The following is a 22,888-nucleotide window of genomic DNA, read 5'->3' as shown; positions in this document are numbered from 1 at the left end:
CCGGGCCGGAACCGGCCCGCACCACCCCCACGAGGAGATCATTGCGCACCGTCAACGCCTACGCGGCACCGTCAGCCACCGAGCCGCTCGTCAAGACCACCATCACCCGTCGTGACGTCGGCCCGAACGACGTCGAGATCGACATCGCCTACGCCGGCATCTGCCACTCGGACATCCACACCGTCCGCGGTGAGTGGGGCCCCATCCAGTACCCGCAGGTCGTCGGCCACGAGATCGTCGGCCACGTCTCCGCCGTCGGCGAGAACGTCACGAAGCACCAGGTCGGCGACCGCGTCGGCGTCGGCTGCATGGTCAACTCGTGCGGCGAGTGCGAGAACTGCGTCGCCGGCAACGAGCAGTACTGCCTCAAGGGCAACATCGGCACCTACGCGAGTGTCGACGCCGACGGCTCGATCACCCAGGGCGGCTACTCGCAGGCCGTCGTGGTGAACGAGGACTTCGTCCTCCGCGTCCCCGAGTCGCTCGACATCGAGAAGGTCGCGCCGCTGCTCTGCGCCGGCATCACCACGTACTCGCCCCTGCACCACTGGAACGCCGGCCCCGGCACCAAGGTCGCCGTCGTCGGCATGGGCGGGCTCGGCCACATGGCCGTCAAGATCGCCGTCGCGCTCGGCGCCGAGGTCACCGTCCTGTCGCAGACCACCTCGAAGCAGGAGGACTCGCTGCGCTACGGCGCGAAGGCCCACTACGCGACGAAGGACCCGGAGACGTTCGAGAAGCTCGCGAACTCCTTCGAGCTCATCATCAACACCGTCTCGGCGAAGATCCCGATGGGCGACTACCTCGGCCTGCTCAAGGTCGACGGCACGCTCGTCAACGTGGGCGCTCCGGCCGAGCCGCTCGAGGTGCCGGCCTTCGCGCTCATCCCGCGTCGGCTCAGCTGGGCGGGTTCCGCCATCGGTGGCATCCGCGAGACCCAGGAGATGCTCGACTTCTGCGCCGAGCACGGCATCCTGCCGGAGACCGAGCTCATCAGCGCCGACCAGGTCAACGAGGCCTACGAGCGCGTGCTGTCCTCGGACGTCCGCTACCGCTTCGTGATCGACGCGGCCACGCTGGCGTAGTCGTCACCACCTGATCGACGGAAGGCCCGGTACCAGCTGGTACCGGGCCTCCAGTCTGTCGTCTCCGGGCCGTCAGCCGACCTCGTCACCGGACGGCAGCGCGCCGCACCAGTCGACGGAGCCCGCGTCGATGCTCGCCTCGAGCGCGCCGGAGGCCGCGTCGACGATGCTCACGAGCTCGCCGGTCGCCGACTTCGTCGCGACCGCGACGAACTGGCTGTTCGGGGACGGGCAGACCGCGGTGACGCTCGCGTCGTCCGGGATCGTCACGGGCAGCCGGGAGGCACGTCCCCCGTCCACACGCACGATCCGTGCCGCGATGGTGCCGTCCGACCGCACGTCCCCCAGCACCCGCAGGTACGTGTCGTCGGACAGCTGGGCGATGCGTCCGAGGACGGCCGCATCGGTGCTCGCGGCTGGTGCCTGCAGCGCCGACTTCGACCCGTCGGTCAGGTCCAGCCGCTCGATGCCGGTGCCCGTCTCGACGACGGCCGTGGTGCCGGTGCCGACGAAGCCGTGCAGGTAGGTGGCGCTGCCGAGCCGGACCGGGTCGGCACGACCGCTCATGTCGACGAGCACCAGGTCGTCGCTGCCCGTCCGGACCAGCGCGCTCTCGGTCCGCGGCACGAAGGCCCACTGGGCGACCGTCATCGGCACGGCGCCCGTCTTCGGCTTGCCGTTCGCCGCGATCGCCGTGGGCATGTGGGTGCCCGTCATGTCGACCACGTACAGACCGGTGTTCCGGGACTGCCCGGTCGAGGTGTCGGCGTACTCGAACCCGAACGAGGCACCGTCGTCGGCGACGTGGAGCGCCGTGACGCGGCCCTCGGAGGTCGGCAGGGTGAGGTGTTCGACGGGGGCGTCGGCGTCCTGCACCCCACCGCTCAGCGCCACGATGTCGACGGACGAGCTGGCGTCCGTGCCGCTCACGACCACCAGGGAACGGCCGAGCCGGGCGTACTCCGAGATCGCGGTGCCCTCGTAGACGGTGGTGGCACCTCCGGCATCGAGGGATCGCCGGACGATGCGGTCCTTCGCCCCGGCCTGCCCCGGCACGAGTGCGAGCACGTCGGTGCTGCCGGTGCGGATCGCCGCCGTCAGGTCGGACGTGGCGCGCTGCCCGGGTGCCCGGACCCCCGCGACCGTCACGGTGTACTCGCGGTCGTACGCCAGGGGCCCGGCGAACTCGACCGCGATCGTGTTGCCGCTCGAGGTCACGGTGTGCGCCGCAGCCGGGCTGACCCGCACGTCGTCGGCGGCGACCCGCTGCAGCGCCTGGTTCGCCGTCAGGATCACCCGCTGGGCCGGACGGGTGACGAGACCGGTCGCGTCGTAGGACACGTCGCGGAGCCGCGGGCCCTGCTGCGAGCCGACGACCGCGGCGAGCGCGGCGACCACGGCGAGGACCACCACGACGGCGACGTACCGGCGGTGGAAGCGGTGGGCGACGGGGCGGCGCTCGCGGCGCTGGTCTCCGCGGCGCTGGTCTCCGCGGCGTTCAGAACTCATACGGGTCCTCGGGCTGCGCGATGTCGGTGATCTTCGCGGCCTTGACGACGATGCGGGCGTCGGCGGACTGGTCCGGGTTGGCGGCCAGGGCTCCGCGGACGGTGACCCACTGCCCCTCGTCGGGGACGGTCCCGTCGCCGTCGCCGGTCACGACGCCGAGGCCGACCGGTTGCGCGTCCACGGCGCAGCAGCTGATCACGAAGCGGGTGAGGGTGAAGGACCCGTCGTCGCCCGGCACCACGAAGCCGGACAGTTCGACCTGCTTGCCGACGAGGGCCGTGGTGTCGGTGGTCTGCCGGATCAGCGCGGCCCAGTCCTTGACGCCGTACTCCGAGGTGTCGACGCCCTCGCTGCCGAGCAGCTGCACCGCGGACTCCGAGCCGGTCGCGTTGGACAGGGTCGCGGAGTCGACGCTCCGCTGCTGGGCGGTCCGGGCGGACAGGGTCGTCGGGGGCAGGACGAGCATCGCGACGGTCACGCCGATCGTGACGACGGCGGCGGCCCCGCCGAGGGCGAGGCGGACGGCGCGACCGCGGCCGGGGCGCGGCTCGTGGGCGTCGGCGTCGGCGTCGTGCCCGTGGGCATCGGCGGCGTCGTCGTGCTCGTCGGCGTGGTGCTCGTCCGCTTCGTCGCCGTGCGTGTGGCCGTACCCGCGGGCGGTGGCCACCAGTCCGGCGATCGACGCGGGCACCCCGACGGCGGCGAGCACGACCGTGAACACCGAGTACCGCGGGTTGATGTACAGGTCGAGGTGCCCGACCAGCGCGAGCCACAGCGTGCAGAGCGCCGCGGCCAGCACCGACCCGAGACCCAGGTACGCGGCCGCGTTGCTGCGTGCATCAGACGAGGACATTCATCACCAACCCGACGGCTCCGGCGAACAGGACGCACACGACGGACAGCAGCACCAGGAAGCGGACCCGGAACGTCGTGCGCAGCAGGGCGATCATCTTGACGTCGATGATCGGCCCGATGATCAGGAAGGCCGTGATCGACCCAGGCAGGAACGTCGACGCGAACGACAGCGCGAAGAAGGCGTCGACGTTCGAGCAGAGCGACACCGTCATCGCCAGCAGCATCATCGCCGCGACGGACAGCACCGGGTTCGAGCCGACGGCCACCAGGGTCGAGCGGGGCACGGCGACCTGGATCGCCGCGGCGAGGCCGGCACCGACGAACAGCGCCGGCATCATCGTCGCCGTCTCGCCGCCGAACTGCGCGGCGCTCTGCCGCCAGCGGTGCAGGCCGCGGGGCGCTCCGACGGCCGCACGGCACCGTGCCTCGAAGGCGGGGAGCAGCAGGTCGGCCGGACGGCGGTGCGCGGCGACGATCCAGCCGACGAGGTTCGCGATGACGAACCCGCCGACGATGCGCACCGGCAGGATCCACCCCGACCAGCCGAACGCCTGCGCGGTGCTGATGATGACGAGCGGGTTGAGGATCGGGGCCGCGACGAGGAACGTGACGGCCTCGGCGGGGGTGAACCCGCGCATCATCAGGCCGCGGGCGAGGGGCACGTTGCCGCACTCGCACACCGGGAACAGCATGCCGATCAGGGAGATCACGGCGCGACGGCCGAAGGCGTTCTGCGGCAGGACCTTCTCGAGCGCGCCGACCGGCACCCAGACCTCGACGACGATCGACAGCACGATGCCGAGGACCACGAACGGCAGGGACTCGACGACGACGCTGATCGCCAGCGTGAGGAAGTCCTGCACGACGTCCGGCAGCCCGGTCGACCCGATGCTCGGGGAGAACAGCCGGATGCCGAGCAGGATCACGACGGCGAGCAGCACCAGGCCGGGGCCGGTGAGGCTCCGGGTGCGCTGCGGCGGCCGCGTGGTCGTCGTCACCGGGACAGGATAGGTGACGCGTCCTGCCCGCGGCTGCACGCGAGGCCTCGCACGGTGCGAGGGGGGGCCGCGCGATCAGCCCGCGGTGACGCCGTCCAGGTGTCGGTCGAGCACGTCGATCGCCCAGTCGCCGGACTCCCCCGGAGCCAGCCGGACGACCTGCATCGCGAGCCCGTCCAGGAGCGCGTGCAGGCGGCAGGCCTCGTACTCCCGGTCGTCCGCCGGCACGCCGAGCAGCCGGAGGATCTCCTCGCACCACGTCCGCATCGCCGCGACGGTCCGGTCGAGCGTCGGCCGGAGCGCGACGTCGGTGAGCGCGGCGTTGCCGAGTGCCAGGTACACCTCGAGCTCGATGACCCGCTCCTCGTCGAGGGGCAGCAGCTCGAGCACGATCCGGCGTGCGCGTCGGGCCGGTGCCAGGTCAGCCGGGATGGCGTCGATGCGCTCCCGCGTCCGGTCGAACACGAGGGCGATGGTGTGCTCGCGGACGCTCGCCTGGGTCGGGAACGTGTAGCGGACCGTGCTCGGCGGCAGTCCGGCCTCGGCGGCGACGTTCCGCACGCTGAGCGCCCCGAGGCCGTCGCGGGCGAGGACCCGGCACGCCGCCTCGGACACGGTGCGGCGCCGTTCGTCGACGTCCATGCTCCTGGCCACGACGCCATACTCGCACAGTCGTACGAACTCGTGCTACCGTCGGTGTCGTTGTCGCACAGTCGTACGACAACGAGAACGAACGACTCCCGCAGGAAAGGACATCGTCATGGCATGGGCAATCCTCGTGCTCAGCGGCGTGCTCGAGGCCGTCTGGGCCACCGCCCTCAGCGCCTCGAACGGCTTCAAGAAGGTCGTCCCCACGATCGTGTTCGTCGCCGGGATGGCCCTGAGCATGGTGGGGCTGGCGTTCGCGATGAAGAGCATCCCGGTCGGCACCGCCTACGCCGTGTGGGTCGGCATCGGGGCGTCCCTGACCGTGGTCGTCGCGATCCTCCGCCGGCAGGAGGCCGCGTCCTTCGCTCGCCTCGCCCTGGTCTTCGGCCTGGTGGCGTGCGTCATCGGCCTCAAGGTGGTGAGCTGACGTGGCGTGGATCGTCCTGTTCGTCAGCGCCGCGCTCGAGACCGTCTGGGCGACCGCCCTCGGCGAGAGCGACGGCTTCACCGAGCCCCGACCGACGATCGTGTTCGCCGTCACGATCGTGATCAGCCTGGTCGCGTTCGGCTACGTCCTCAAGCACATCCCGATCAGCACGGCGTACGCGGTGTGGACCGGCACCGGCGCCGCCCTCACGGTGCTGTGGGGCATGGCCACCGGCGCGGAGCCCGTCACTGTGCTGCGCCTGCTGTTCATCGCCGGCATCGTCGGGTGCGTCGTGGGCCTCAAGCTCGTGCCGGCCCGCCCCGTCGCGGAGCCCGCTGCCGAGCTCACGCGCTGAGCGACAGCTCACGCACCAGCGACCCCATGAGGTGTCGCTGACCCCGTGACGTCGGCGCAGGCCCGAGAACGCGCGCCGAGACGGACGGGAGGCCCGGTGCCAGCTGGCACCGGGCCTCCCGTCCGCTCGTGGTGGCGCTCACGGCACGCGTCAGACGGACGCGCCCGTCCACTCGTCCTCGGCGGCGACGTGGTCGCTGCCGACGGTGCCGGCCGCCATCGCGGCAGCGGCACGTGCCGCGTGCGACGGCGGGTCCGACGGGACGTCGGCGGGGCGACCCTCGTCGTTCAGCTTGCGCAGCTCCGGCACGATGTCCGTCGCCAGGATGTCGATCTGCTCGAGCACCGTCTTGAGCGGCAGGCCGGCGTGGTCGATGAGGAACAGCTGGCGCTGGTAGTAACCGACGTGGTCCTTCATCGCGGCGTACCGGTCGATGACCTGCTGCGGCGAACCGACGGTGAGCGGGGTCTGGGCGGTGAAGTCCTCCATCGAGGGGCCGTGGCCGTAGACCGGAGCGTTGTCGAAGTAGGGCCGGAACTCGTTGATCGCGTCCTGTGAGTTCTTCCGCGCGAAGAACTGCCCACCGAGCCCGACGATCGCCTGGTCGGCGCGGCCGTGCCCGTAGTGCTCGAAGCGCTGGCGGTACAGGCCGACCATCTGCTCGGTGTGCTGGATCGGCCAGAAGATGTTGTTGTGGAAGAAGCCGTCACCGTAGTACGCGGCCTGCTCGGCGATCTCCGGCGTGCGGATCGAGCCGTGCCAGACGAACGGCGGGACACCGTCGAGCGGACGCGGGGTCGAGGTGAAGCCCTGCAGCGGCGTGCGGAACTTGCCCTGCCAGTTGACGACGTCGTTCTCCCACAGCTGGCGGACGAGTGCGTAGTTCTCGATCGCCAGGTTGACGCCCTGGCGGATGTCCTGCCCGAACCACGGGTAGACGGGGCCGGTGTTGCCGCGGCCCATCATCAGGTCCATGCGGCCGTCGGAGACGACCTGGAGCATCGCGTACTCCTCGGCGATCCGCACCGGGTCGTTGGTGGTGATCAGGGTCGTCGACGTGGACAGGGTGATGTCCTTCGTCTTCGCCGCCAGGTAGGCGAGCAGCGTGGTCGGCGACGACGCCACGAACGGCGGGTTGTGGTGCTCACCGGTCGCGAAGACGTCGAGCCCGGCCTGGTCGGCGTGCTCGGCGATCGTCAGGATGTCGCGGACGCGCTGGGTGTCGTCCGGCGTCGTGCCGGTCGTGGGGTCGGTCGTGACGTCACTGACCGTGAAGATGCCGAACTGCATGATGCGCCGCCTTTCGCGATTTCGATGCGTTTGCATCGACTCGCTGGGTACAACGTAGCGCACGCGTCAGCATTCCCGCCAGGCTCACGCCCGTCGGTCGGGCGGCCTGGAGGCCCGACTCGCCTCCCCCGGGTCAGCGGGCGGCCGGCAGCGTGGCCGGGTCGGTGCGCGCGGCGTGGTGCATCCCGTCGAGGAACCACACGATGGTCACGACCGCCAGGACGCTCGCACTGGACGCCAACCGTCCCGCCACCAGGATCGCAGCGTGGTCGTGCGCGCCGTCGCCGGTCAGGCCGACCACGAGCGCCGCGACACCGATCGCCAGCGTGACCCCGGTCGCGACGAGGAGCACGACGCTCACCACCCGCCGCGGCCCCCGCCGGCCGTCTCGGTCGCCCCGGAGCCCGCGGTCGACCCGGGGCCCGACCGCGCGGACGATCCCGAGCCAGAACATCGCGATCGCGCAGGCACCGATGATGTCGCTGACCCGGTGCCACCCGTAGACCACGGTCTGGTTCGCCACGAAGACCGCGTACCCGGCACCGACGATGGTCACCAGCGGGCGGAACCGACGAGGGGTGACCATCAGGACCGCGAACAGCGCCGCCAGCGCGATCGTCGCGTGCCCGGACGGGAACGAGTTCGGCGTCGTCGACTGAGCGATCTCCGGGCGCACGGCGATACGCTTGACGAGCGTCGAGGTGGCCGCCGACGCGAGCACCACGACCCCCGCGCCGAGCCCCACCGAGAGCCGCCGTCTGGCGAACGCCACGGCGACGATCACGACGACGAGCAACAGGATCACCGGCACCGAGATGACGTTGAGCGCAGTGTCCGAACTGAACAGGTCGGACTCCCGGACCCCGCCGAGCGCGGCGTCCTCCGCTTTCTGACCGACCGGGGTCAGCACCGCGACCCCGTAGACGAGAGGCACGATCACGAACCCCAGAGCCGCCAGCGCAGCCCACCGCACCCGTCGCGAGACCCACGGTCCGCGCGACTCGGATGCACTGCGCTCGGGTGTCAAGGTCACCGGGCTGGTCCTCCTCGGGGTGGTCGTCGTCGGGCTCGTCGCACGACTGGCGGCGGCGCTGCGATTGGGTCGGTCGGGGTCCGACACGATACCGTTGGAGCACCGGCCGGAGGCTGGGAACCGCACCCCCGTCGGCCGTGCACTGCGCGCTGACACGAGGGGATCGGTGATCCCCGCCGGGCCGTCGCACCACGCGGGACCGACGCACGTCGCGTCGGCAGTGTACGAGGAGGAAACCGAAGTGGCCATCAAGGAACCGGGCATCATCGCCTCGCCGAACCGGGGTCTCGCACTCACGGCCGGCAGCGTCCTCGCACTCTGGGGCGTCCTGGGCTTCTTCTTCGCCGCCGACGGCGACCCTGGCTTCTTCAACCGCCAGGGCGGCATGCTGTGGAACGCATTCGGCGTGAACCCGGCGCTCTGCCTGGTGTGGGTGCTGCTCGCCGCAGTACTGCTCATCACCGGCCTCGGCAACACCGTCGGATCGCGCAACGGCAACCTGCTCGTCGGGGCCCTGCTCGTCGTCTTCGCGGTGTACGGCTTCGTCTTCGTCGACACCTCGGCCAACGTCTTCGCCCTGAACACCACGGACAACGTGTTCCACGCGATCGTCGGTGTGCTCCTGCTGCTCACCGCGCTCGGTGCCGACAAGGAGAACCTCCGCGCCCTGCGTGCGGCGCGCGCCTGACGCACCCGCTCGACCGCGCTCCCCGACGCCCGTCTGCCGCTCCGGCAGGCGGGCGTCGTCGTGTGTGCCGGGGGTCCGGCGGTGTGTCGTCCGGTCACGACTCCCCGCTCAGGTCCGCCGGCCGGTCACGAACCGTCGGCCGTGGGACCGCGGAGCGACGAAACACGACCGCTCGAGGCGGGGCCGACGGGGAGTCGTGACCGCTCCACCGCGCCGTGGGGGGCGCTCGAACGGCGGCGTGGGCAGCCGCAGGTCGGACGCCTCAGTAGGCGTCGGGCTGCTTCTTCGGGGCCTCGAGCTCGGTGGCGACGATGCGGGGTGCCTCGGACATGAAGCGCCGGACGTCCAGGTCCACGATGATGTCCTGCGGCCGGAGCGGACGGGTGAGGAACAACCCCTCGAGCGAGGTCAGCCGCGACAGCGCCACGTAGGTCTGGCCCGCGCTGAACACCCGGTTGCCGAGGTCGACCACGGCCCGGTCGTAGGTGCTGCCCTGCGACTTGTGGATGGTCACGGCCCAGGCGAGCCGGAGCGGGAACTGCTGGAACTCCCCGACGGTGTCCTTCTTGAGTTCCTTCTTGTCCGCGTCGTACGAGTACTTGAACTTCTCCCACACCGACGGTTGAACCTCGAACGACTCACCGTCGACGTCGACCCACACGGTGTCGCGGATGGCCGTCACGATGCCCAGGGTGCCGTTCACCCAGCGCTGGTCGGCGTCGTTGCGCAGGAACATCACGTGCGCGCCGGGCTTCAGCTCGAGGGCTTCGTCGGCCGGGAAGTTCCGTCCGCCGAAGTCGCCGTTGACGTCGGCCTTGGCGGTCTTCACCTTGCCGGGCAGCCGCTCGAGGGCCGCCTTGTTGATCCGGGCGACCGTGTCGTTGCGGGTCGCCAGGGTGATGGCGTCGTCCGGGGCCGGACGTGCCCCGGCGGTGTTGAGCTGTTCGGCGATGTCCGCGGTGACCCGACCGTGCCGGACGGCGGTGAGCATCGCGGCGAAGGCGTCGTCGCGCTGCCGGTGCACCGTGGCGAGCTCGATGATGTTGAGCTCGGCCTCGAGCCACACCTTGGCGTCGAAGAACCACATCGACCGGTAGTGGTCGGTGAAGTAGGCGCGCTCGTCGGCGTCGCCGGGTACCGGGGGCAGCTGGTACGGGTCGCCGAACATCACGACCTGGACGCCGCCGAACGCCTCGAACTGCCGACCACGGGCCTTGCGGAGCGACCGGTCCATGCCGTCGAGCAGGTCAGCGTTGACCATCGACACCTCGTCGATGACCAGGGTGTCGATCGTGTTGAGGAGCTTGCGGGTGTCCGGGCCCTGCCGCAGCTCGGCGTCGGCGATGAGCCCGATCGGCAGCCGGAACAGGGAGTGGATCGTCTGGCCGCCGACGTTGAGCGCGGCGACCCCCGTCGGGGCGCAGATGACGACCTGCTTCTCGGTGTTCCAGGACAGGTGGTTGAGCAGCGTCGACTTGCCCGTGCCGGCCCGGCCGGTGATGAACACGTGGTCGCGGGTGTGCTCGATGTACTCGAAGACCGCGCGCTGTTCGTCGCTCAGCTCGATGCTCATCGGGCGTCCGCCCCGGGCGAGGGTTCGAGGTCGTCGCTGCCGTCGTCGAAGTCCAGGTCGTCCTGGTCGACACGGGCAGCGGCGCCGGCGGCGACGGTCTCACCGTTGGCAGCCGCGTCAACGGCGTCGACCGGGTCTCCCCCGTCACGCCGCAGCCGCACGAGCGCCACCACGACCACGACCACCAGGAGCAGCACCCCGGTGATGATCAGCACGAGGCCGGCCCGGGCCTGGTCGACGAGCGGATCCGGCCCCCACGTGCGGCCCATCGCGCCGAACCACGAGGCCTGCAGCAGCCCGAGCGGCCCGCGCATGGCGACCCCGAGGGAGACCGTGCCGGCCGCGATCACCACGGCCCCGACGATCCGGACGACCGCGGCAGCCGTGGTCGGACGACGGTGCCCGGCGGGGATCGGTGTGCAGAGCGTCGGGACGGCCAGCAGCCCGACCAGCAGGAACAGGGCGTCGCTGACGGTGCGGCCGGTGGGGTCGCTCACCGACCACCGGACGGCATCGGTGGCGAAGAAGGCCCACCACAGGGCCGCCGCGAGCAGGAACGCGGGGAACGGCTGCGCCAGGTACCGCACGGACGGGTGCTCGACGATGACGTCGGTCCACTCACGCACGCCCGTGCTGTCGTCGCCCCGGGGGTGCACGGCGACGCGGATCAGTGCGACGGGTGCCGCCGCCCACACTAGGGCGGGGACCACCAGGCCGAGCAGCACGTGGGCACCGACGTTCGCCGAGACGAGGAACCGGTCGTACTGGTGCAGCGAGCCCGAGGTCGCGACCACGAGGGACACGACCGCCAGGGCCGCGGCGATCGAGCGACGCGCCGGCCACCGCACGCCGCTCCGCCGCAGTCGCACGACGCCGGCCGCGTAGGTCGCAGCGAGCAGCACGGCGGCCATCAGCCAGAACAGGTCGATGTTCCACTGGGTCAGCCAGCCCCACGCACCGGGCGCGTGCGGCAGCAGGTCGTCGGTCAGGAGCTCCGCCGGGCTCGGGTCGGTGGTCTTGCTCAGGGCGATCTGGCCGACCGGCGTGGCGGTCCGTCCGAGTGCCGCGGCGAACCCCGACGCCACACCCATCACCGCGAGCTCGACGACGATGAGGGTCCAGAAGGGCCGCTGCCGACCGGGCGAGGTGGTCAGCGCACGGATGGCCCGACGGCGCTGCACCGCGCCGAGGACCCCCATGGCGACGATCGCACCGATCTTCACCAGGACGAGCGTGCCGTACGGGGTGAACAGGTTCGACAGCGCCCCGACGCGGATCTGCGCCGACGCGGTGCCCGAGACGGCGACGAGCACGAAGCAGCCGAGGGCGATGCTCGAGTACCGGGCCACCACCGCGGCCAGCCGGTCACCGGGCAGCACACCGCGCAGCAGCACGAGCATGACGAGCCCACCGACCCACAGCGCCGCACCGACCAGGTGCAGCCCCAGTGCCGTCACGGCGGCGTCGTGGCTGGCGGTGCCGGCGGCGTGGCCCTGCTGCGCGAGCGGGACGAGGCCGATCATCGAGACGCCGGCGGTCAGGGCGACCATGCCCCGCGAACGGACGGCGAAGCAGAGCACCGTGACGGCCGCGGCGACGAGGACGGTCACGAGCCAGGCGAGCCCGAGCTCCGTGCCGGTGAGGAAGACCCCCATCGACTGCCCGAACTGCTCGTCGATGCTGATGCGCGAACCGGCGACGCTGAGGAACGTGCAGAACGTGGCGACGGCCGACGCGACCGTCCAGACGCCACTGGCCCCGGCGGCGACGTCGATCGCGCGGTTCCACTCGGGGCCGGAGCGCGACAGGCCGATGGTCGCCAGCACGAGCCCACCGATCGTGGTGGCCGCGGACAGGTCGACGACGAGTCGGGCGATCGGCAGTCCGAAGCGGACGACGGGTCCCGGGTCGGCGATGAGTGCGGGGTTCGCGCCCCCGCCGATGACGAGTGCCGTGAGCAGCGCCACGAACCCGACGAGCAGGAGCACGGCGGGACCGGCGATGCGCGCGATCCGATTCACCCGTCAAGCCTAGGCGGTGCCCACCCGGCCGACGGACGGGGCAGGCCGATCTGTGCAGACCGGCACGGGCCTCCAGGCAGGACGCGCGCACCTGGCGCACGCACGCGGGCTCGCCCGAGCAGACGTCCACGGACGCACCGGGGAACGACGAAAGGGACGGCCGAAGCCGTCCCTCCCGATGCGTGGAACAGTCTTACTTGACCGCAGCCTTGAGCTTCGAGCCGGCGCTGACCTTGACCGAGTCGCTCGCGGCGATCTCGATGGCGTCACCCGTCTGCGGGTTGCGGCCGGTGCGGGCGGCGCGGTGCGTCTTCTCGAAGGCGATCCAACCGGGGATCGTGACCTTCGTGCCGTCCGCGACGGACGACGAGACGACGCTGAAGAGCGCGTCGACGACGCCGTTGACGGTGGCCTGGCTCTGGCCGGACTCAGCGGCGACGGCAGCGACGAGCTCGGTGCGGTTCAGTGACTTGTCAGCCATGGATGTCCTCCTCGGACTTCTTGCAGTATCGGTCGGACGCACGTGTCGTCCGGCGCCCGGAGCGGTTGCCCCGTGCCACGGTGCCAGTGGGCCGAGGGCCCGGCGGAACCGGAGTTGAACCTACCAGCCGCCGGGGGTGAAAACCGCCGACTCGCCCGGATTTCCGGGGTTGTCGGGGCTCCGAGGGGGTGCTGGAGGGGCAGATGTGACGAATGACGGCTCGCATGTACCCCGTACACAGCGAACGCCCCGCCACCAGGAGGTGACGGGGCGTCGTGTACTGCGAGTGCTTACCAGGAGCTCTTCGTGATGCCGGGGAGCTCGCCGCGGTGGGCCATGTCACGGAAGCGGACACGGCTGATGCCGAACTCACCGAGGTGGCCACGGGGGCGGCCGTCGATGGCGTCGCGGTTGCGGTACCGGATGGGCGATGCGTCGCGGGGCAGCTTCTGCAGGCCCACGCGGGCGGCCTCACGCGACTCGTCGGTGCCGTTCGGGTCCACGAGGGCCTTCTTCAGCTCGAGACGACGCTCGGCGTAGCGCGCGATGATGACGGCACGCTGGTTGTTCTTCGCGATCTTGCTCTTCTTCGCCATGCTTAGCGCTCCTCACGGAAGTCGACGTGCTTGCGGATCACCGGGTCGTACTTCTTCAGCACGAGTCGGTCGGGGTTGTTCCGACGGTTCTTCTTGGTCACGTAGGTGAACCCGGTGCCCGCCGTCGAGCGGAGCTTGATGATCGGACGGATGTCCTGACCCTTTTTCGCCATCAGATCTTCTCCCCACGGGCGAGGAGATCCTTGACGACGGACTCGATGCCACGTGCGTCGATCACCTTGATGCCCTTCGCGCTGAGCGTGAGCGTGACGTTACGACGAAGCGAGGGCACGTAGTACGTCTTCTTCTGCACGTTCGGGTCGAAGCGACGCTTCGTCCGGCGGTGCGAGTGCGAGATGTTGTGACCGAAGCCGGGAACGGCGCCGGTCACCTGGCACACTGCTGCCATGGTTTCCTCCTGAGGTACCGTGCGACCGGACGGCCGCACCCAAGTTCACTTGCCTGGTGCACACGCGCACTGCCACCGGGGTGGCCGTGCGAGGGGGTTGTGTGCACCGCCCAGGTCCGCATCACCTGTCGAAGGAGAGCCGGACACCGCGCGACCGCGGCGTTCGCGACGGTCGGAGGGCTTGGAACAACGGGTCCGCCGCGCGGACGCGGAGAACCAGGGGTCCACGTTACGCGAGGACCGGGCGTGTCGCAAGCCGGGCCTCCAGGCCTGGAGGCCCGTGGCGGCCGGACAGGGCCCCTCACGCACCAGCGTGGTCGCCCTCACCGCCCGCACGACGGCGCGGGAGCCCGACCGGTGCCATGAGCAGGTACCGCTCCCGCCGGATCCAGTACAGGCCCGTCTCCCGCCGCTCCGCCCGGGTGGCGAACCGGTAGTGGAACATCCGCGCACGGACCCAGCGCGGCGGTTCCCCGTCGAACGGGTCGTGGGCGAGCAGCCGCAGCGTGGGCCGGTCGGCCTCGAGCAGCCGCACGACGAACACCCGGAACCACCGGTCGTCGGCGCCGAGGGCCAGGAACCACATCAGCCAGTCGAGCCGCAGGTGGTACGGCGCGAACTGGCCGGGCCGACGCCTCGGGTCGCCCGGCTTGCCGCGGAACTCGTACGGTTGCCAGTCCTCGTCGGACGGGTCCTCGGCCAGGGTCCCCTCGACGACGACCTCGTCGCGCTGCTGCGTCACGCTGCCGAAGGCACCGTAGGCGTTCGCCAGGTGCCACCGGTTGAACGAGGCGTTCATCAGCTGCCGCCGAGACACCAGGTTCTTCGCGGCCGGCCAGGACAACCACGCGAGCAGCACCCCGACGGCGACCGTCACCGCGACGAAGGAGACCGGCGTCGCGGTCGGCCCGGCGTCGACGGAGTCGTGCAGCCAGGGCAGCACCGCCGCCACCGACCGGTCGTCGATCGCGGCGAAGGTCAGGACGAGGGTGATCCAGTTCAGCCAGGCGAAGTTGCCGGAGACCACCAGCCAGAGCTGGGTGAGCAGGACGAGGGCGGCGGCGATCGACGCCACGGGCTGCGGCGCGAAGAGGAAGAACGGCACGACCAGCTGCACGAAGTGGCTGCCGAGCGTCTCGAACCGGTGCACGGGGCGGGGCAGCAGGTGGGCCGTCCGCGACATCGGGTTCGGCATCGGCTGCGTCTCGTGGTGGTAGTACAGCGCCGTCAGGTCGCGCCAGGAGCGGTCCCCGCGCATCTTGATCATGCCGGCACCGAACTCGAGCCGGAACACCAGCCAGCGCAGCGCGACGAGCACGACGATCGGCGGCGCGACGTCGTCGGAGCCGAGGAACGCGACGGTGAACAGCGCCTCGACCAGCAGGGACTCCCACCCGAAGGCCCAGAAGGTCTGCCCGACGTCGGAGATCGACAGGTACGCCAGCCAGAGCAGCAGGAAGCACAGCATCGGCACCCACCACGGGGCCCGTTGCGGGACCCCGACGACCAGGGCGAAGGACACCACCGCTCCCCCGCCGGCGAGCAGCCGCAACCGGTTGTCGGTGTAGCGCCACCACCGCCAGACCACCGGCAGTCGGCGGGCGTACGGGCGCTCCATGAACCGGGGCACCGGGAGCAGGCCGTGTTCCCCGACGAGCACCGGGAACTGGGCGAGGGCGGACAGGAAGGCGAGGCAGGCGATCGCCGCGACGCCGCGCTGCACCACGAACCGGGCGACGTCGTAGTCGGACGCGCCCGCCCACTGCGTCCAGGCTGCGAGGTCCACGGGCGGGACGCTACGCCGGGCGGGCTGCGGCTCGTCTCGGCGTCTCGGCGTCTCATCGGACGCGTCGCCTACGGCGCCTGCGTCGGTTTGGGCGCCAGCGCCTGCACCATCAGCTCCCCGAGCTGCTGCGGCGCCGTGAACATCGGCCAGTGGCCGGTCTCGAGCCCGACGATGGAGAGTTCCTCGGTCGCGACGAGCTCGGCCGCCCAGGCCTGGTGGTCCGCCACCATCGCCAGCAGCTCGGCGGCGGGGATCTCGCAGGTGATGATCGTCGCGGGGATCGTGTGCCGTGCCGCGTCGGCGTAGTGGAACCGGTCCGACGGCACCGAGGCCGGCTCGGGGATCGCCCGGTGCTCGACGTCCTGCCGGACCTCGGGCGTCATGCCCCGGACGGTGGCGGGTTCCCAGATGTCCCACGACGGCAGCGGCACGACCCCGTCGACCACGGGCAGCTCGTCGTTGACGCACCCGCCCTCGGGCCCCGGGAACGTGTCGACGTAGAGCAGGTGCGCGACGAGCGACGGGCGCTGGTCGGCGGCCATGTACGCGATCGGCCCCGCACCCGAGTGTCCGGCGAGCACGACGGGTTCGTCCGCGGACGCGACGTCGTCCAGGATCGCGACCAATGCGGCGACCTGCTCGTCGAGCGTGTCGCCGTCGCGCGTCACCGCCTGCACCGAGTGCCCGGCCTCGCGGAGCACCGGGGCGACGTCGTCCCACGCGCTCGCGTCGAGCCAGAACCCGGGGACCAGGATGACGTGCATGCGGGGCAGGTTACTCGTCGGTGGCGGCGGTCGCGCGGGCTGCCGTGCAGACGGCGCACTCGCCGAAGATGTCGACGACGTGGCTGGCGTTGGTGAACCCGTTGGCGGCGGCGACGTCCTGCGCCCACTGCTCCACCGGGTCCGCCTCGATCTCGACGGTCCGGCCGCAGTTCCGGCAGATCAGGTGGTGGTGGTGCGCGTCCGTCGTGCACGCCCGGTACAGCGATTCGCCGTCCTGCTGCAACGAGTCGGCGTCGCCCTCGGTGGCCAGGTCGGCGAGCGCCCGGTAGACCGTGGCCAGACCGATGGTCGAGCCCTCGTCCCGCAGGTGCTGGTGCAGCGCCTGCGCACTGACGAACCCCTCGGTGGAGTCGAGGGCACCGCGCACCGCTTCGCGCTGCCACGTGTTCCGCTTGGTCTTCTGCACGGCGTTCATGCTGACACCTCTTCCTTCCGACCGGCTGTCGACGTCGTCCCTGCCTGGAGGCCCGGCTCGCCCCCGCCACGCTGGTTCCGGCCGGCGACGCGGTTGCGTCCCCGCCTGTCGCGTCGCGACCCGATGATCCGGCAGACCACCCAGATCGCGAACGAGATCGTCGTCACGTACGGGCTGATCGGCAGGCCGCCACCCAGTGCGAGCAGGATGCCACCGACGACCGACGTCACCGCGAACACCGTCGACAGCACCGGCACGACGACCGGGTGCGAGCTGAGGCGCAGGGCGGCCGCCGCCGGGGTGACGAGCAGGGACAGCACGAGCAACGCACCGACGATCTGCACCGACACGGCGGTGGCCAGTCCGAGCACGAGCATGAACACGATCGCGAGGGTGCGCACCGGGATCCCCGCCGCCGCAGCGACGTCGGGGTCGACCGAGGCGAACATCAGCGGGCGCCAGATGACGAGCAGCGTCGCCACGACGATCGCGGCGACCACGATCAGGAAGGTCAGCTGCGGGTTGTCGACCGAGACGATCTGCCCGGTGAGCAACCCGAACTTGTTGGCGGCCCGGCCCTTGTAGAGCGCCAGGCAGAGGATGCCGAGCCCGAGTCCGAACGGCATGAGGACGGCGATGATCGAGTTGCGTTCCCGGGCACGCGACCCGAGGACGCCGATGAGCAGGGCGGCGATCACCGACCCGACGAGTGAGCCGGAGACGACGTTCACCCCGAGCAGCAGCGAGGCACTGGCCCCGGCGAACGAGAGCTCCGAGATGCCGTGCACGGCGAACGGCATGTTCCGGGCGACGACGAACGGGCCGATGAGCCCGCCGACGATGCCGAGCACCGCGCCGGCCCAGATCGAGTTCTGCACCAGCGCGAGGAGCTGGCCGTAGTCCTGGAACGAGAAGACGGTCGACAGCACGTCCATCAGATCCGCCCCTCGTCCGGCTGGTCGGCGTGCGGGTCGACCTCGCCCGGGTGGTGCTCGTGGGCCTCGTTCGCCCCGACGATGACGATGCGCCCCATGGTGCGGACGACGTCGACGGGCGTGCCGTACAGGTCGCTCAGGACGTCGGCTCGCAGGACCTCGTCCGGTGAACCGATCCGGAACCGACCCCCGGCGATGTAGAGCACCCGGTCGACGACGTCGAGGATCGGGTTCACGTCGTGCGTCACGAAGAGCACGGCGGCCTCGCGCTGCCGGCGCTCGCGGTCGATGAGCTCGGTGATCCCGCGCTGGTGCCGCAGGTCGAGCGAGATGAGGGGTTCGTCGCACAGCAGCAGGGCGGGGTCGGCGGCGATGGCCTGCCCGACGCGGGTGCGCTGCTGCTCGCCGCCGGAGAGCTCGGCGACGGGGGCGTCCGCGAAGGCGGTGGCGCCGACCTCGTCGAGGACCCGGTCGATGCGCATCCGGTCCGACTTCGACGCGCGTCGGATGCCCCACCGGTGCCCGGTCACGCCCTGGGCGATCATGTCCCGCGCGCGCAGGGGCGTCCCCGCCTCCATCAGACGCTGCTGCGGGATGTAGCCGATCTTCCGGTGGCCGCGGTGCACCGGCTGCCCGAGGAACGACATCGTGCCGCTCGTCAGCCGCTGCTGCCCGAGGACGGTACGGAGCAGTGAGGTCTTGCCGGCGCCGTTCGGGCCGAGGACCGCGACGAACTCCCCCGGCGCGAGGTCGAGGTCGAGGCCTGCCCAGAGCTTCCGGGCGCCGTAGGACAACCCGGCATCGCGGAGCGCGAGGACGGGACGAGCCGCAGCCCGGTCGTCCACCGTGGTGGTCGCCGGGCCGTGGGTCGCCGCTGCTGCGGTCGAGGTCGTCACTTCTGGAGCGCTGCCTTCACCGCGTCGATGTTCGCCTGCTGCCACGAGACGTAATCCTGCCCCTTGGGGAGCGTCTCCGTGACACCGACGACGGGGACGTCGTTCTGCTCGGCCGCCTTCTGGACCTGTTCGGTCTCGGGGCTCGACGCCTGGTTGTTGTAGGCGAGCAGCTGCACGCGCTTGCCGGTGAACAGCGCGAGGGTGTCGCGGAGGGCCGCCGGCGGGACGTCGTCGCCTTCCTCGATGGCCTCGGAGAAGTCCGGCGGGGTCTCGTTCTCGAGCCCCATCGCGTCGAACAGGTACCCGGGCACCGGCTCGGTGTACGCCACCTTGTCGCCGGAGTCCTGCTTCTTGACGGCGTCGGTCTGGGACTCGAGGTCCTCGAGCTTGGTGGTGAGCGTGGCGGCGTTCTTCTCGAAGGCGTCCTTGCCGCTCTCGTCGAGCGCGCCGAGGTCCTTCGTGACCGCCTCGACCAGCTTCACCATCGTCGGGTAGCTGTAGAAGACGTGCTCGTTGAACTCGGCGTTCCCGCCCTCGTCGAGGCCGGAGAGCTTCACGACGTTGATCGTGTCGGCCTTGGTGTCCGAGGCGTTCGCGAGCGTCGTCATGAAGTCGTCGTACCCGCCACCGTTCTCGATGAGCAGGTCGGCCTTGGAAACGGAGAGCTGCGTGCGGGCGCTCGACTCGAACGAGTGCGGGTCCTGCGACGGGTCGCTCAGGATGCTCGTCACGGTGACGGCGTCGCCACCGATGGTCTTCACGATCGAGCCGTAGACGTTGGTGGAGGCGACGACGTTGATCGTGCCGTCACCGCTGGCCTCCCCCGAGGCGGACGAGGTGGCGCACCCGGTCAGGGCGAGCGCGGCGGCGCCGGCGACGAGCGGGAGGGCGAGGAGGCGGTTGTGCATGGCACGACGCTAACGCCTACTGATAACGATTGTCAAAACCGCTATGAGCGCTCTCAGCGCGACCGGGAGACGGACGGGAGGCCCGGTGCCAGCTGGCACCGGGCCTCCCGTTCGAACGACGCTCGCGTCTACGGCTTGGTGGCCGCGTCGATCGTGTTCTCGGCGATCGTGTCCTCTTCACGCCCGGGGGTGCGGAGGTTCCACTTCTTGATCACGAAACTGAACAGGAAGTAGTAGACGACCGCGTAGCCGAGGCCGATCGGGATGAGCCAGATCGCCCCGTCCGCCTTGCCGAAGTTCAGCACGTAGTCGATCGCACCGGCCGAGAACGAGAATCCGTCGTGGATCCCGAGGGCGTTCACCAGGGCGAGCGAGGTGCCCGTGAGCACCGCGTGGATGACGTACAGCGGGAACGCCACGAACATGAACGAGTACTCGAGCGGCTCGGTGATGCCGGTCACGAATGAGGTGAGGGCGGCGGAGAGCATGATGCCGCCGACGAGCTTGCGGTTCTGCGGCTTCGCGTTGCGCCAGATCGCCAGGGCACCGGCGGGCAGCGCGAACATCATGATCGGGAAGAAGCCGGTCATGAACGTGCCGGCCGTCGGGTCGCCAGCGAGGAACCGGTTCACGTCGCCGTGCACGGCGAGGCCGTCCGCGCCGGTGAAGCTGCCGAGCTGGAACCACGGGAAGAAGTTGAGCAGCTGGTGCAGGCCGACGGGGATGAGCATGCGGTTCGCGAACCCGAAGATGCCACCACCGATGACGGCGTTGTCCGCGACGGCCTGACCGGCTGCGGTGAGCGCGATGTCGAAGTAGCGGTACACGAAGGACATCAGGACCGCGATCACGAGACCGGCGGCTGCGGTCATGATCGGCACCAGACGGCGACCCGAGAAGAACCCGAGGAAGTCGGGCATCTTCGTGCGGTGGAACTTCTCCCACAGCACGGCGGAGACGAGACCCATCACGATGCCGCCGAGGACACCGAAGTTGATGGTGGCAGGGTTGCCGGCGGCGTCCTTCACCCCGTCGAGCACGATCGGCGACATGGCGGCGAACACCTGGTACATGACCATGTAGCCGACGACGGCCGCGAGCGCGGTCGTGCCGTCGGACTTCTTGGCCCAGCCGATCGCGATGCCGACCGCGAAGAGCAGCGGAAGCCATGTGAACACGGCCTGTCCGGCGGCCGCGATGATGGTCGCGCCCTGCTCGAAGCCGGGGATCGCACCGAGCATGTCGGACTGGCCGAGGCGGAGCAGGATGCCCGCGGCAGGCATGACCGCGATCGGCAGGAGCAGGCTCCGTCCGAGTCGCTGGGCGTTCGCGAAGAACCTGGACTGCTTCTTCTTCGGCTTCTTCTCCGGCACATCCGTGGCAGTGGTGGCGCTCATCGGAGGTCCTCTCGTCATTGGGTGGAGCTGTCGGGGTGAGTTGAGTCGTGCAGCCAGCGCAGGTAACCTCGGCGGTGTCGCCAGGTCCGGTCCTGTCCGGTCATGACCAGTTCCGTAGTCTGATCCGCGAGCGGTCCGGTGTCAACCTGCGACGCAAACCCTTAACGAGGAGGAAACGATGGCCGACATCAAGGCAGCCGACATCATCGCCGCACTCGGCGGTGCCGAGAACATCGAAGAGGTCGAGGGCTGCATCACGCGCCTCCGCGTCGAGGTCGAGGACGGGGACCTGGTCGACAAGGCTGCCCTGCAGGCCGCCGGGGCCCAGGCCGTCGTCGGTGGTGGCACCGGCTGGCAGGTCATCGTCGGCACGGTCGCCGACAACCTCGCGCAGGACATCCAGGACGAACTGTGACCGTCGTCCGCACCCCGTTCGGCGGCCCGGTCGTCGCCCTCGCCGACGTGCCCGACCCGGTGTTCGCCGGGCAGCTCGTCGGTGCCGGCGTCGCGGTCGACCCGACGGGCGTCGAGGGCGCGGTCACCGCGGTGGCCCCGGTCGACGGCACCATCGTGAAGCTGCACCCGCACGCGTTCGCGCTGCAGGGCACCGCGGGCACGGACATCTTGGTGCACGTCGGCATCGACACCGTGAAGCTCTCCGGCGAGGGCTTCGAGCTCCTCGCGACCGAGGGCGACACCGTCACCGCCGGTGACCCCGTCGTCCGGTTCACCCCCTCGGTGATCTCGGCAGCCGGGTACTCGCCGATCTGCCCGGTCGTCGTGCTCGGTTCGACGCCGGACAGCGTCGACCAGGGGACGGTGGGCACCACGGTGCTCGACGGCGACACCCTCTTCGAGGTCTGAGGGGTCTTCCTCGCCAGAGCGACTGTGTGCTGCGGAACACCCGCAGCACACAGTCGCTTTCGCGTTGCTGGGCGGACTACGCGACCGCGGGGGTCGCGGTGACCTCCATCTGCACCCGGTAGCGGTCCGAGCGGTACCAGCTCCGGGTGTGCTCCACGGGGCGCTCCCCCGCGTACGACACCCGGTCGAACTCGAGCACCGGCGCTCCGGTCTTCGTCCCGAGCAACGTCGCGACGTCGTCGGCCGCCGGGTTCGCCGCGACGGTCTGCTGCGCGCGGTCGATCGGGGTGCCGTACTCCGTGGCGATGATCGAGTACACCGACCCGGAAAGGTCGTGGTCGAGCAGGCCCGGGAACGCGTCGGCCACGAGCCAGGCGTCGTCGATCGAGACCGGGGCGCCGTCGGCCATCCGCAGGCGCTTCACGTGGAAGGCCGGCACGTCCGGATCGATCCGCAGGGCCGCGGCGGTGTCGGCCGGCGGCACGCGTTCCTCGCGCACGAGCACCACGGTCGTCGGCTCGTGCCCCATCGCCCGCATCTCCTCGGTGAACGAGGCGAGGTGCAGCGTCGACTGCACCGGCCGGTGCGCGACGAAGGTGCCCTTGCCGCGGACGCGCTCGAGGTACCCCTCGTTGACGAGCTGCCCGAGCGCTTCACGCACGGTGATCCGGGAGACGCCGTACTCGGCGATGAGCTGGCGTTCGGACGGGATCGCGGCGCCGGGAGCCAGCCGTGTGGTGACGAGGTCGAGCAGGATGCGCCGCAACTGCTGGTGCTTCGGTTCGGCACCCTCGGTGATGCGGCTCGTCATGCGTCCCTCGTGCTCCGTTGCTGGTCCTGGGCGGTGGTCATGCGCGGACATGACCAGTTCCCATCACAGTAGCGAGTCAGGCCGGGAAGACCAACGTCGGTCGTCGCGGTCGCCATGGCGCAT

26 protein-coding genes are annotated in these 22,888 nt (G+C 70.7%); 6 read left to right on the top strand and 20 right to left on the bottom strand.

Annotated elements, in window-relative coordinates; all coding sequences use genetic code 11:
- Positions 1-41 precede the first annotated feature (41 nt).
- The gene (locus tag DEI85_RS01880) at positions 42-1,085 is read left to right on the top strand and encodes an NAD(P)-dependent alcohol dehydrogenase (RefSeq protein WP_110858684.1); all 1,044 of its coding nucleotides are present in this window, start codon (positions 42-44) and stop codon (positions 1,083-1,085) included.
- Between the two features lie 72 nt (positions 1,086-1,157).
- Here the strand turns inward: DEI85_RS01880 and DEI85_RS01875 are convergent, their stop codons facing one another.
- The 4 genes from DEI85_RS01875 to DEI85_RS01860 all read right to left on the bottom strand — a co-directional run bounded on the left by DEI85_RS01875 (position 1,158) and on the right by DEI85_RS01860 (position 5,101).
- On the bottom strand, positions 1,158-2,594 hold the full coding sequence (locus DEI85_RS01875) for a hypothetical protein (protein ID WP_110858683.1): 1,437 nt from the start codon (positions 2,592-2,594) through the stop codon (positions 1,158-1,160).
- A complete protein-coding gene (locus tag DEI85_RS01870) occupies positions 2,584-3,447 on the bottom strand; it encodes a TIGR03943 family putative permease subunit (protein WP_111123539.1) in 864 nt (287 codons plus the stop codon). Before DEI85_RS01870 ends, DEI85_RS01875 begins: the two co-directional genes overlap by 11 nt.
- Positions 3,434-4,447, bottom strand: a complete 1,014-nt coding sequence (locus DEI85_RS01865; RefSeq protein ID WP_110858681.1) for a permease — start codon at positions 4,445-4,447, stop codon at positions 3,434-3,436. Before DEI85_RS01865 ends, DEI85_RS01870 begins: the two co-directional genes overlap by 14 nt.
- A gap of 75 nt (positions 4,448-4,522) precedes the next feature.
- On the bottom strand, positions 4,523-5,101 hold the full coding sequence (locus DEI85_RS01860; protein ID WP_258369761.1) for a TetR/AcrR family transcriptional regulator: 579 nt from the start codon (positions 5,099-5,101) through the stop codon (positions 4,523-4,525).
- 106 nt (positions 5,102-5,207) lie between these two features.
- Here DEI85_RS01860 and DEI85_RS01855 point away from each other — a divergent pair, with 106 nt between their 5' ends.
- A complete protein-coding gene (locus DEI85_RS01855) occupies positions 5,208-5,522 on the top strand; it encodes a DMT family transporter (protein WP_027464946.1) in 315 nt (104 codons plus the stop codon).
- A 1-nt stretch (position 5,523) separates the two neighbouring features.
- Positions 5,524-5,877 (top strand): DMT family transporter, encoded by a 354-nt coding sequence (locus DEI85_RS01850; RefSeq protein ID WP_111090148.1) that lies wholly within the window; start codon positions 5,524-5,526, stop codon positions 5,875-5,877.
- Between the two features lie 150 nt (positions 5,878-6,027).
- On the opposite strand, the gene DEI85_RS01845 is transcribed toward DEI85_RS01850, so the two are convergent.
- Together DEI85_RS01845 and DEI85_RS01840 are read right to left on the bottom strand one after the other, a co-directional pair.
- Entirely contained in the window at positions 6,028-7,167 is a 1,140-nt protein-coding gene (locus tag DEI85_RS01845) for a CE1758 family FMN-dependent luciferase-like monooxygenase (protein WP_111123540.1), read from the bottom strand.
- Between the two features lie 133 nt (positions 7,168-7,300).
- Positions 7,301-8,200, bottom strand: coding sequence for a phosphatase PAP2 family protein (locus DEI85_RS01840; RefSeq protein ID WP_181436369.1), 900 nt, complete (start codon positions 8,198-8,200; stop codon positions 7,301-7,303).
- A 241-nt stretch (positions 8,201-8,441) separates the two neighbouring features.
- Between DEI85_RS01840 and DEI85_RS01835 the strand changes: the two genes are divergently transcribed.
- Positions 8,442-8,888 carry a DUF4383 domain-containing protein gene (locus DEI85_RS01835; protein ID WP_181419938.1) on the top strand — a complete coding sequence of 149 codons (447 nt, stop codon included), beginning with the start codon at positions 8,442-8,444 and terminating at the stop codon, positions 8,886-8,888.
- Between the two features lie 262 nt (positions 8,889-9,150).
- Here the strand turns inward: DEI85_RS01835 and DEI85_RS01830 are convergent, their stop codons facing one another.
- The 13 genes from DEI85_RS01830 to DEI85_RS01770 form a co-directional block, all read right to left on the bottom strand.
- Positions 9,151-10,461 (bottom strand): ATP-dependent DNA helicase, encoded by a 1,311-nt coding sequence (locus DEI85_RS01830; RefSeq protein WP_111123541.1) that lies wholly within the window; start codon positions 10,459-10,461, stop codon positions 9,151-9,153.
- Complete coding sequence (locus tag DEI85_RS01825) at positions 10,458-12,482, bottom strand: bifunctional copper resistance protein CopD/cytochrome c oxidase assembly protein (protein WP_111123542.1); 2,025 nt, start codon at positions 12,480-12,482, stop codon at positions 10,458-10,460. The genes DEI85_RS01830 and DEI85_RS01825 overlap by 4 nt, the downstream gene beginning before the upstream one ends.
- A 193-nt stretch (positions 12,483-12,675) precedes the next feature.
- Positions 12,676-12,963, bottom strand: coding sequence for an HU family DNA-binding protein (locus tag DEI85_RS01820; protein WP_017886454.1), 288 nt, complete (start codon positions 12,961-12,963; stop codon positions 12,676-12,678).
- Between the two features lie 290 nt (positions 12,964-13,253).
- Positions 13,254-13,559, bottom strand: a complete 306-nt coding sequence (rpsN, locus tag DEI85_RS01815) for a 30S ribosomal protein S14 (RefSeq protein ID WP_017886455.1) — start codon at positions 13,557-13,559, stop codon at positions 13,254-13,256.
- A 2-nt stretch (positions 13,560-13,561) separates the two neighbouring features.
- Positions 13,562-13,732: a 50S ribosomal protein L33 gene (rpmG, locus tag DEI85_RS01810; protein ID WP_017886456.1), complete on the bottom strand. Its 171-nt coding sequence runs from the start codon at positions 13,730-13,732 to the stop codon at positions 13,562-13,564.
- The gene (gene rpmB, locus DEI85_RS01805) at positions 13,732-13,968 is read right to left on the bottom strand and encodes a 50S ribosomal protein L28 (protein WP_027464952.1); all 237 of its coding nucleotides are present in this window, start codon (positions 13,966-13,968) and stop codon (positions 13,732-13,734) included. Before rpmB ends, rpmG begins: the two co-directional genes overlap by 1 nt.
- 301 nt (positions 13,969-14,269) lie before the next feature.
- Positions 14,270-15,754, bottom strand: a complete 1,485-nt coding sequence (locus DEI85_RS01800) for a lipase maturation factor family protein (RefSeq protein WP_110858675.1) — start codon at positions 15,752-15,754, stop codon at positions 14,270-14,272.
- 68 nt (positions 15,755-15,822) lie between these two features.
- On the bottom strand, positions 15,823-16,518 hold the full coding sequence (locus DEI85_RS01795) for an alpha/beta fold hydrolase (RefSeq protein WP_111123543.1): 696 nt from the start codon (positions 16,516-16,518) through the stop codon (positions 15,823-15,825).
- 10 nt (positions 16,519-16,528) lie between these two features.
- The gene (locus DEI85_RS01790) at positions 16,529-16,954 is read right to left on the bottom strand and encodes a Fur family transcriptional regulator (protein ID WP_027464954.1); all 426 of its coding nucleotides are present in this window, start codon (positions 16,952-16,954) and stop codon (positions 16,529-16,531) included.
- Positions 16,951-17,889, bottom strand: a complete 939-nt coding sequence (locus DEI85_RS01785; protein ID WP_111123544.1) for a metal ABC transporter permease — start codon at positions 17,887-17,889, stop codon at positions 16,951-16,953. Before DEI85_RS01785 ends, DEI85_RS01790 begins: the two co-directional genes overlap by 4 nt.
- Positions 17,889-18,734, bottom strand: coding sequence for a metal ABC transporter ATP-binding protein (locus DEI85_RS01780; protein ID WP_110858928.1), 846 nt, complete (start codon positions 18,732-18,734; stop codon positions 17,889-17,891). The genes DEI85_RS01785 and DEI85_RS01780 overlap by 1 nt, the downstream gene beginning before the upstream one ends.
- Before the next feature lie 47 nt (positions 18,735-18,781).
- Positions 18,782-19,693 (bottom strand): metal ABC transporter solute-binding protein, Zn/Mn family, encoded by a 912-nt coding sequence (locus DEI85_RS01775; protein ID WP_111123545.1) that lies wholly within the window; start codon positions 19,691-19,693, stop codon positions 18,782-18,784.
- A gap of 128 nt (positions 19,694-19,821) precedes the next feature.
- Positions 19,822-21,090 carry a PTS transporter subunit EIIC gene (locus DEI85_RS01770; protein ID WP_110858671.1) on the bottom strand — a complete coding sequence of 423 codons (1,269 nt, stop codon included), beginning with the start codon at positions 21,088-21,090 and terminating at the stop codon, positions 19,822-19,824.
- 178 nt (positions 21,091-21,268) lie between these two features.
- Here DEI85_RS01770 and DEI85_RS01765 point away from each other — a divergent pair, with 178 nt between their 5' ends.
- Both DEI85_RS01765 and DEI85_RS01760 read left to right on the top strand, forming a co-directional pair.
- Entirely contained in the window at positions 21,269-21,505 is a 237-nt protein-coding gene (locus DEI85_RS01765) for a PTS sugar transporter subunit IIB (protein ID WP_017886464.1), read from the top strand.
- On the top strand, positions 21,502-21,954 hold the full coding sequence (locus tag DEI85_RS01760; protein WP_110858670.1) for a PTS sugar transporter subunit IIA: 453 nt from the start codon (positions 21,502-21,504) through the stop codon (positions 21,952-21,954). The genes DEI85_RS01765 and DEI85_RS01760 overlap by 4 nt, the downstream gene beginning before the upstream one ends.
- 76 nt (positions 21,955-22,030) lie before the next feature.
- Here the strand turns inward: DEI85_RS01760 and DEI85_RS01755 are convergent, their stop codons facing one another.
- The gene (locus DEI85_RS01755; protein ID WP_017886466.1) at positions 22,031-22,765 is read right to left on the bottom strand and encodes a GntR family transcriptional regulator; all 735 of its coding nucleotides are present in this window, start codon (positions 22,763-22,765) and stop codon (positions 22,031-22,033) included.
- Positions 22,766-22,888: the final 123 nt, after the last annotated feature.

The organism is Curtobacterium sp. MCBD17_026, assembly GCF_003234895.2.
GTDB lineage: Bacteria > Actinomycetota > Actinomycetes > Actinomycetales > Microbacteriaceae > Curtobacterium > Curtobacterium flaccumfaciens.
The sequence above is the reverse complement of the archived record's forward strand: the minus strand, read 5'-3'. Positions and strand labels throughout refer to the sequence as shown.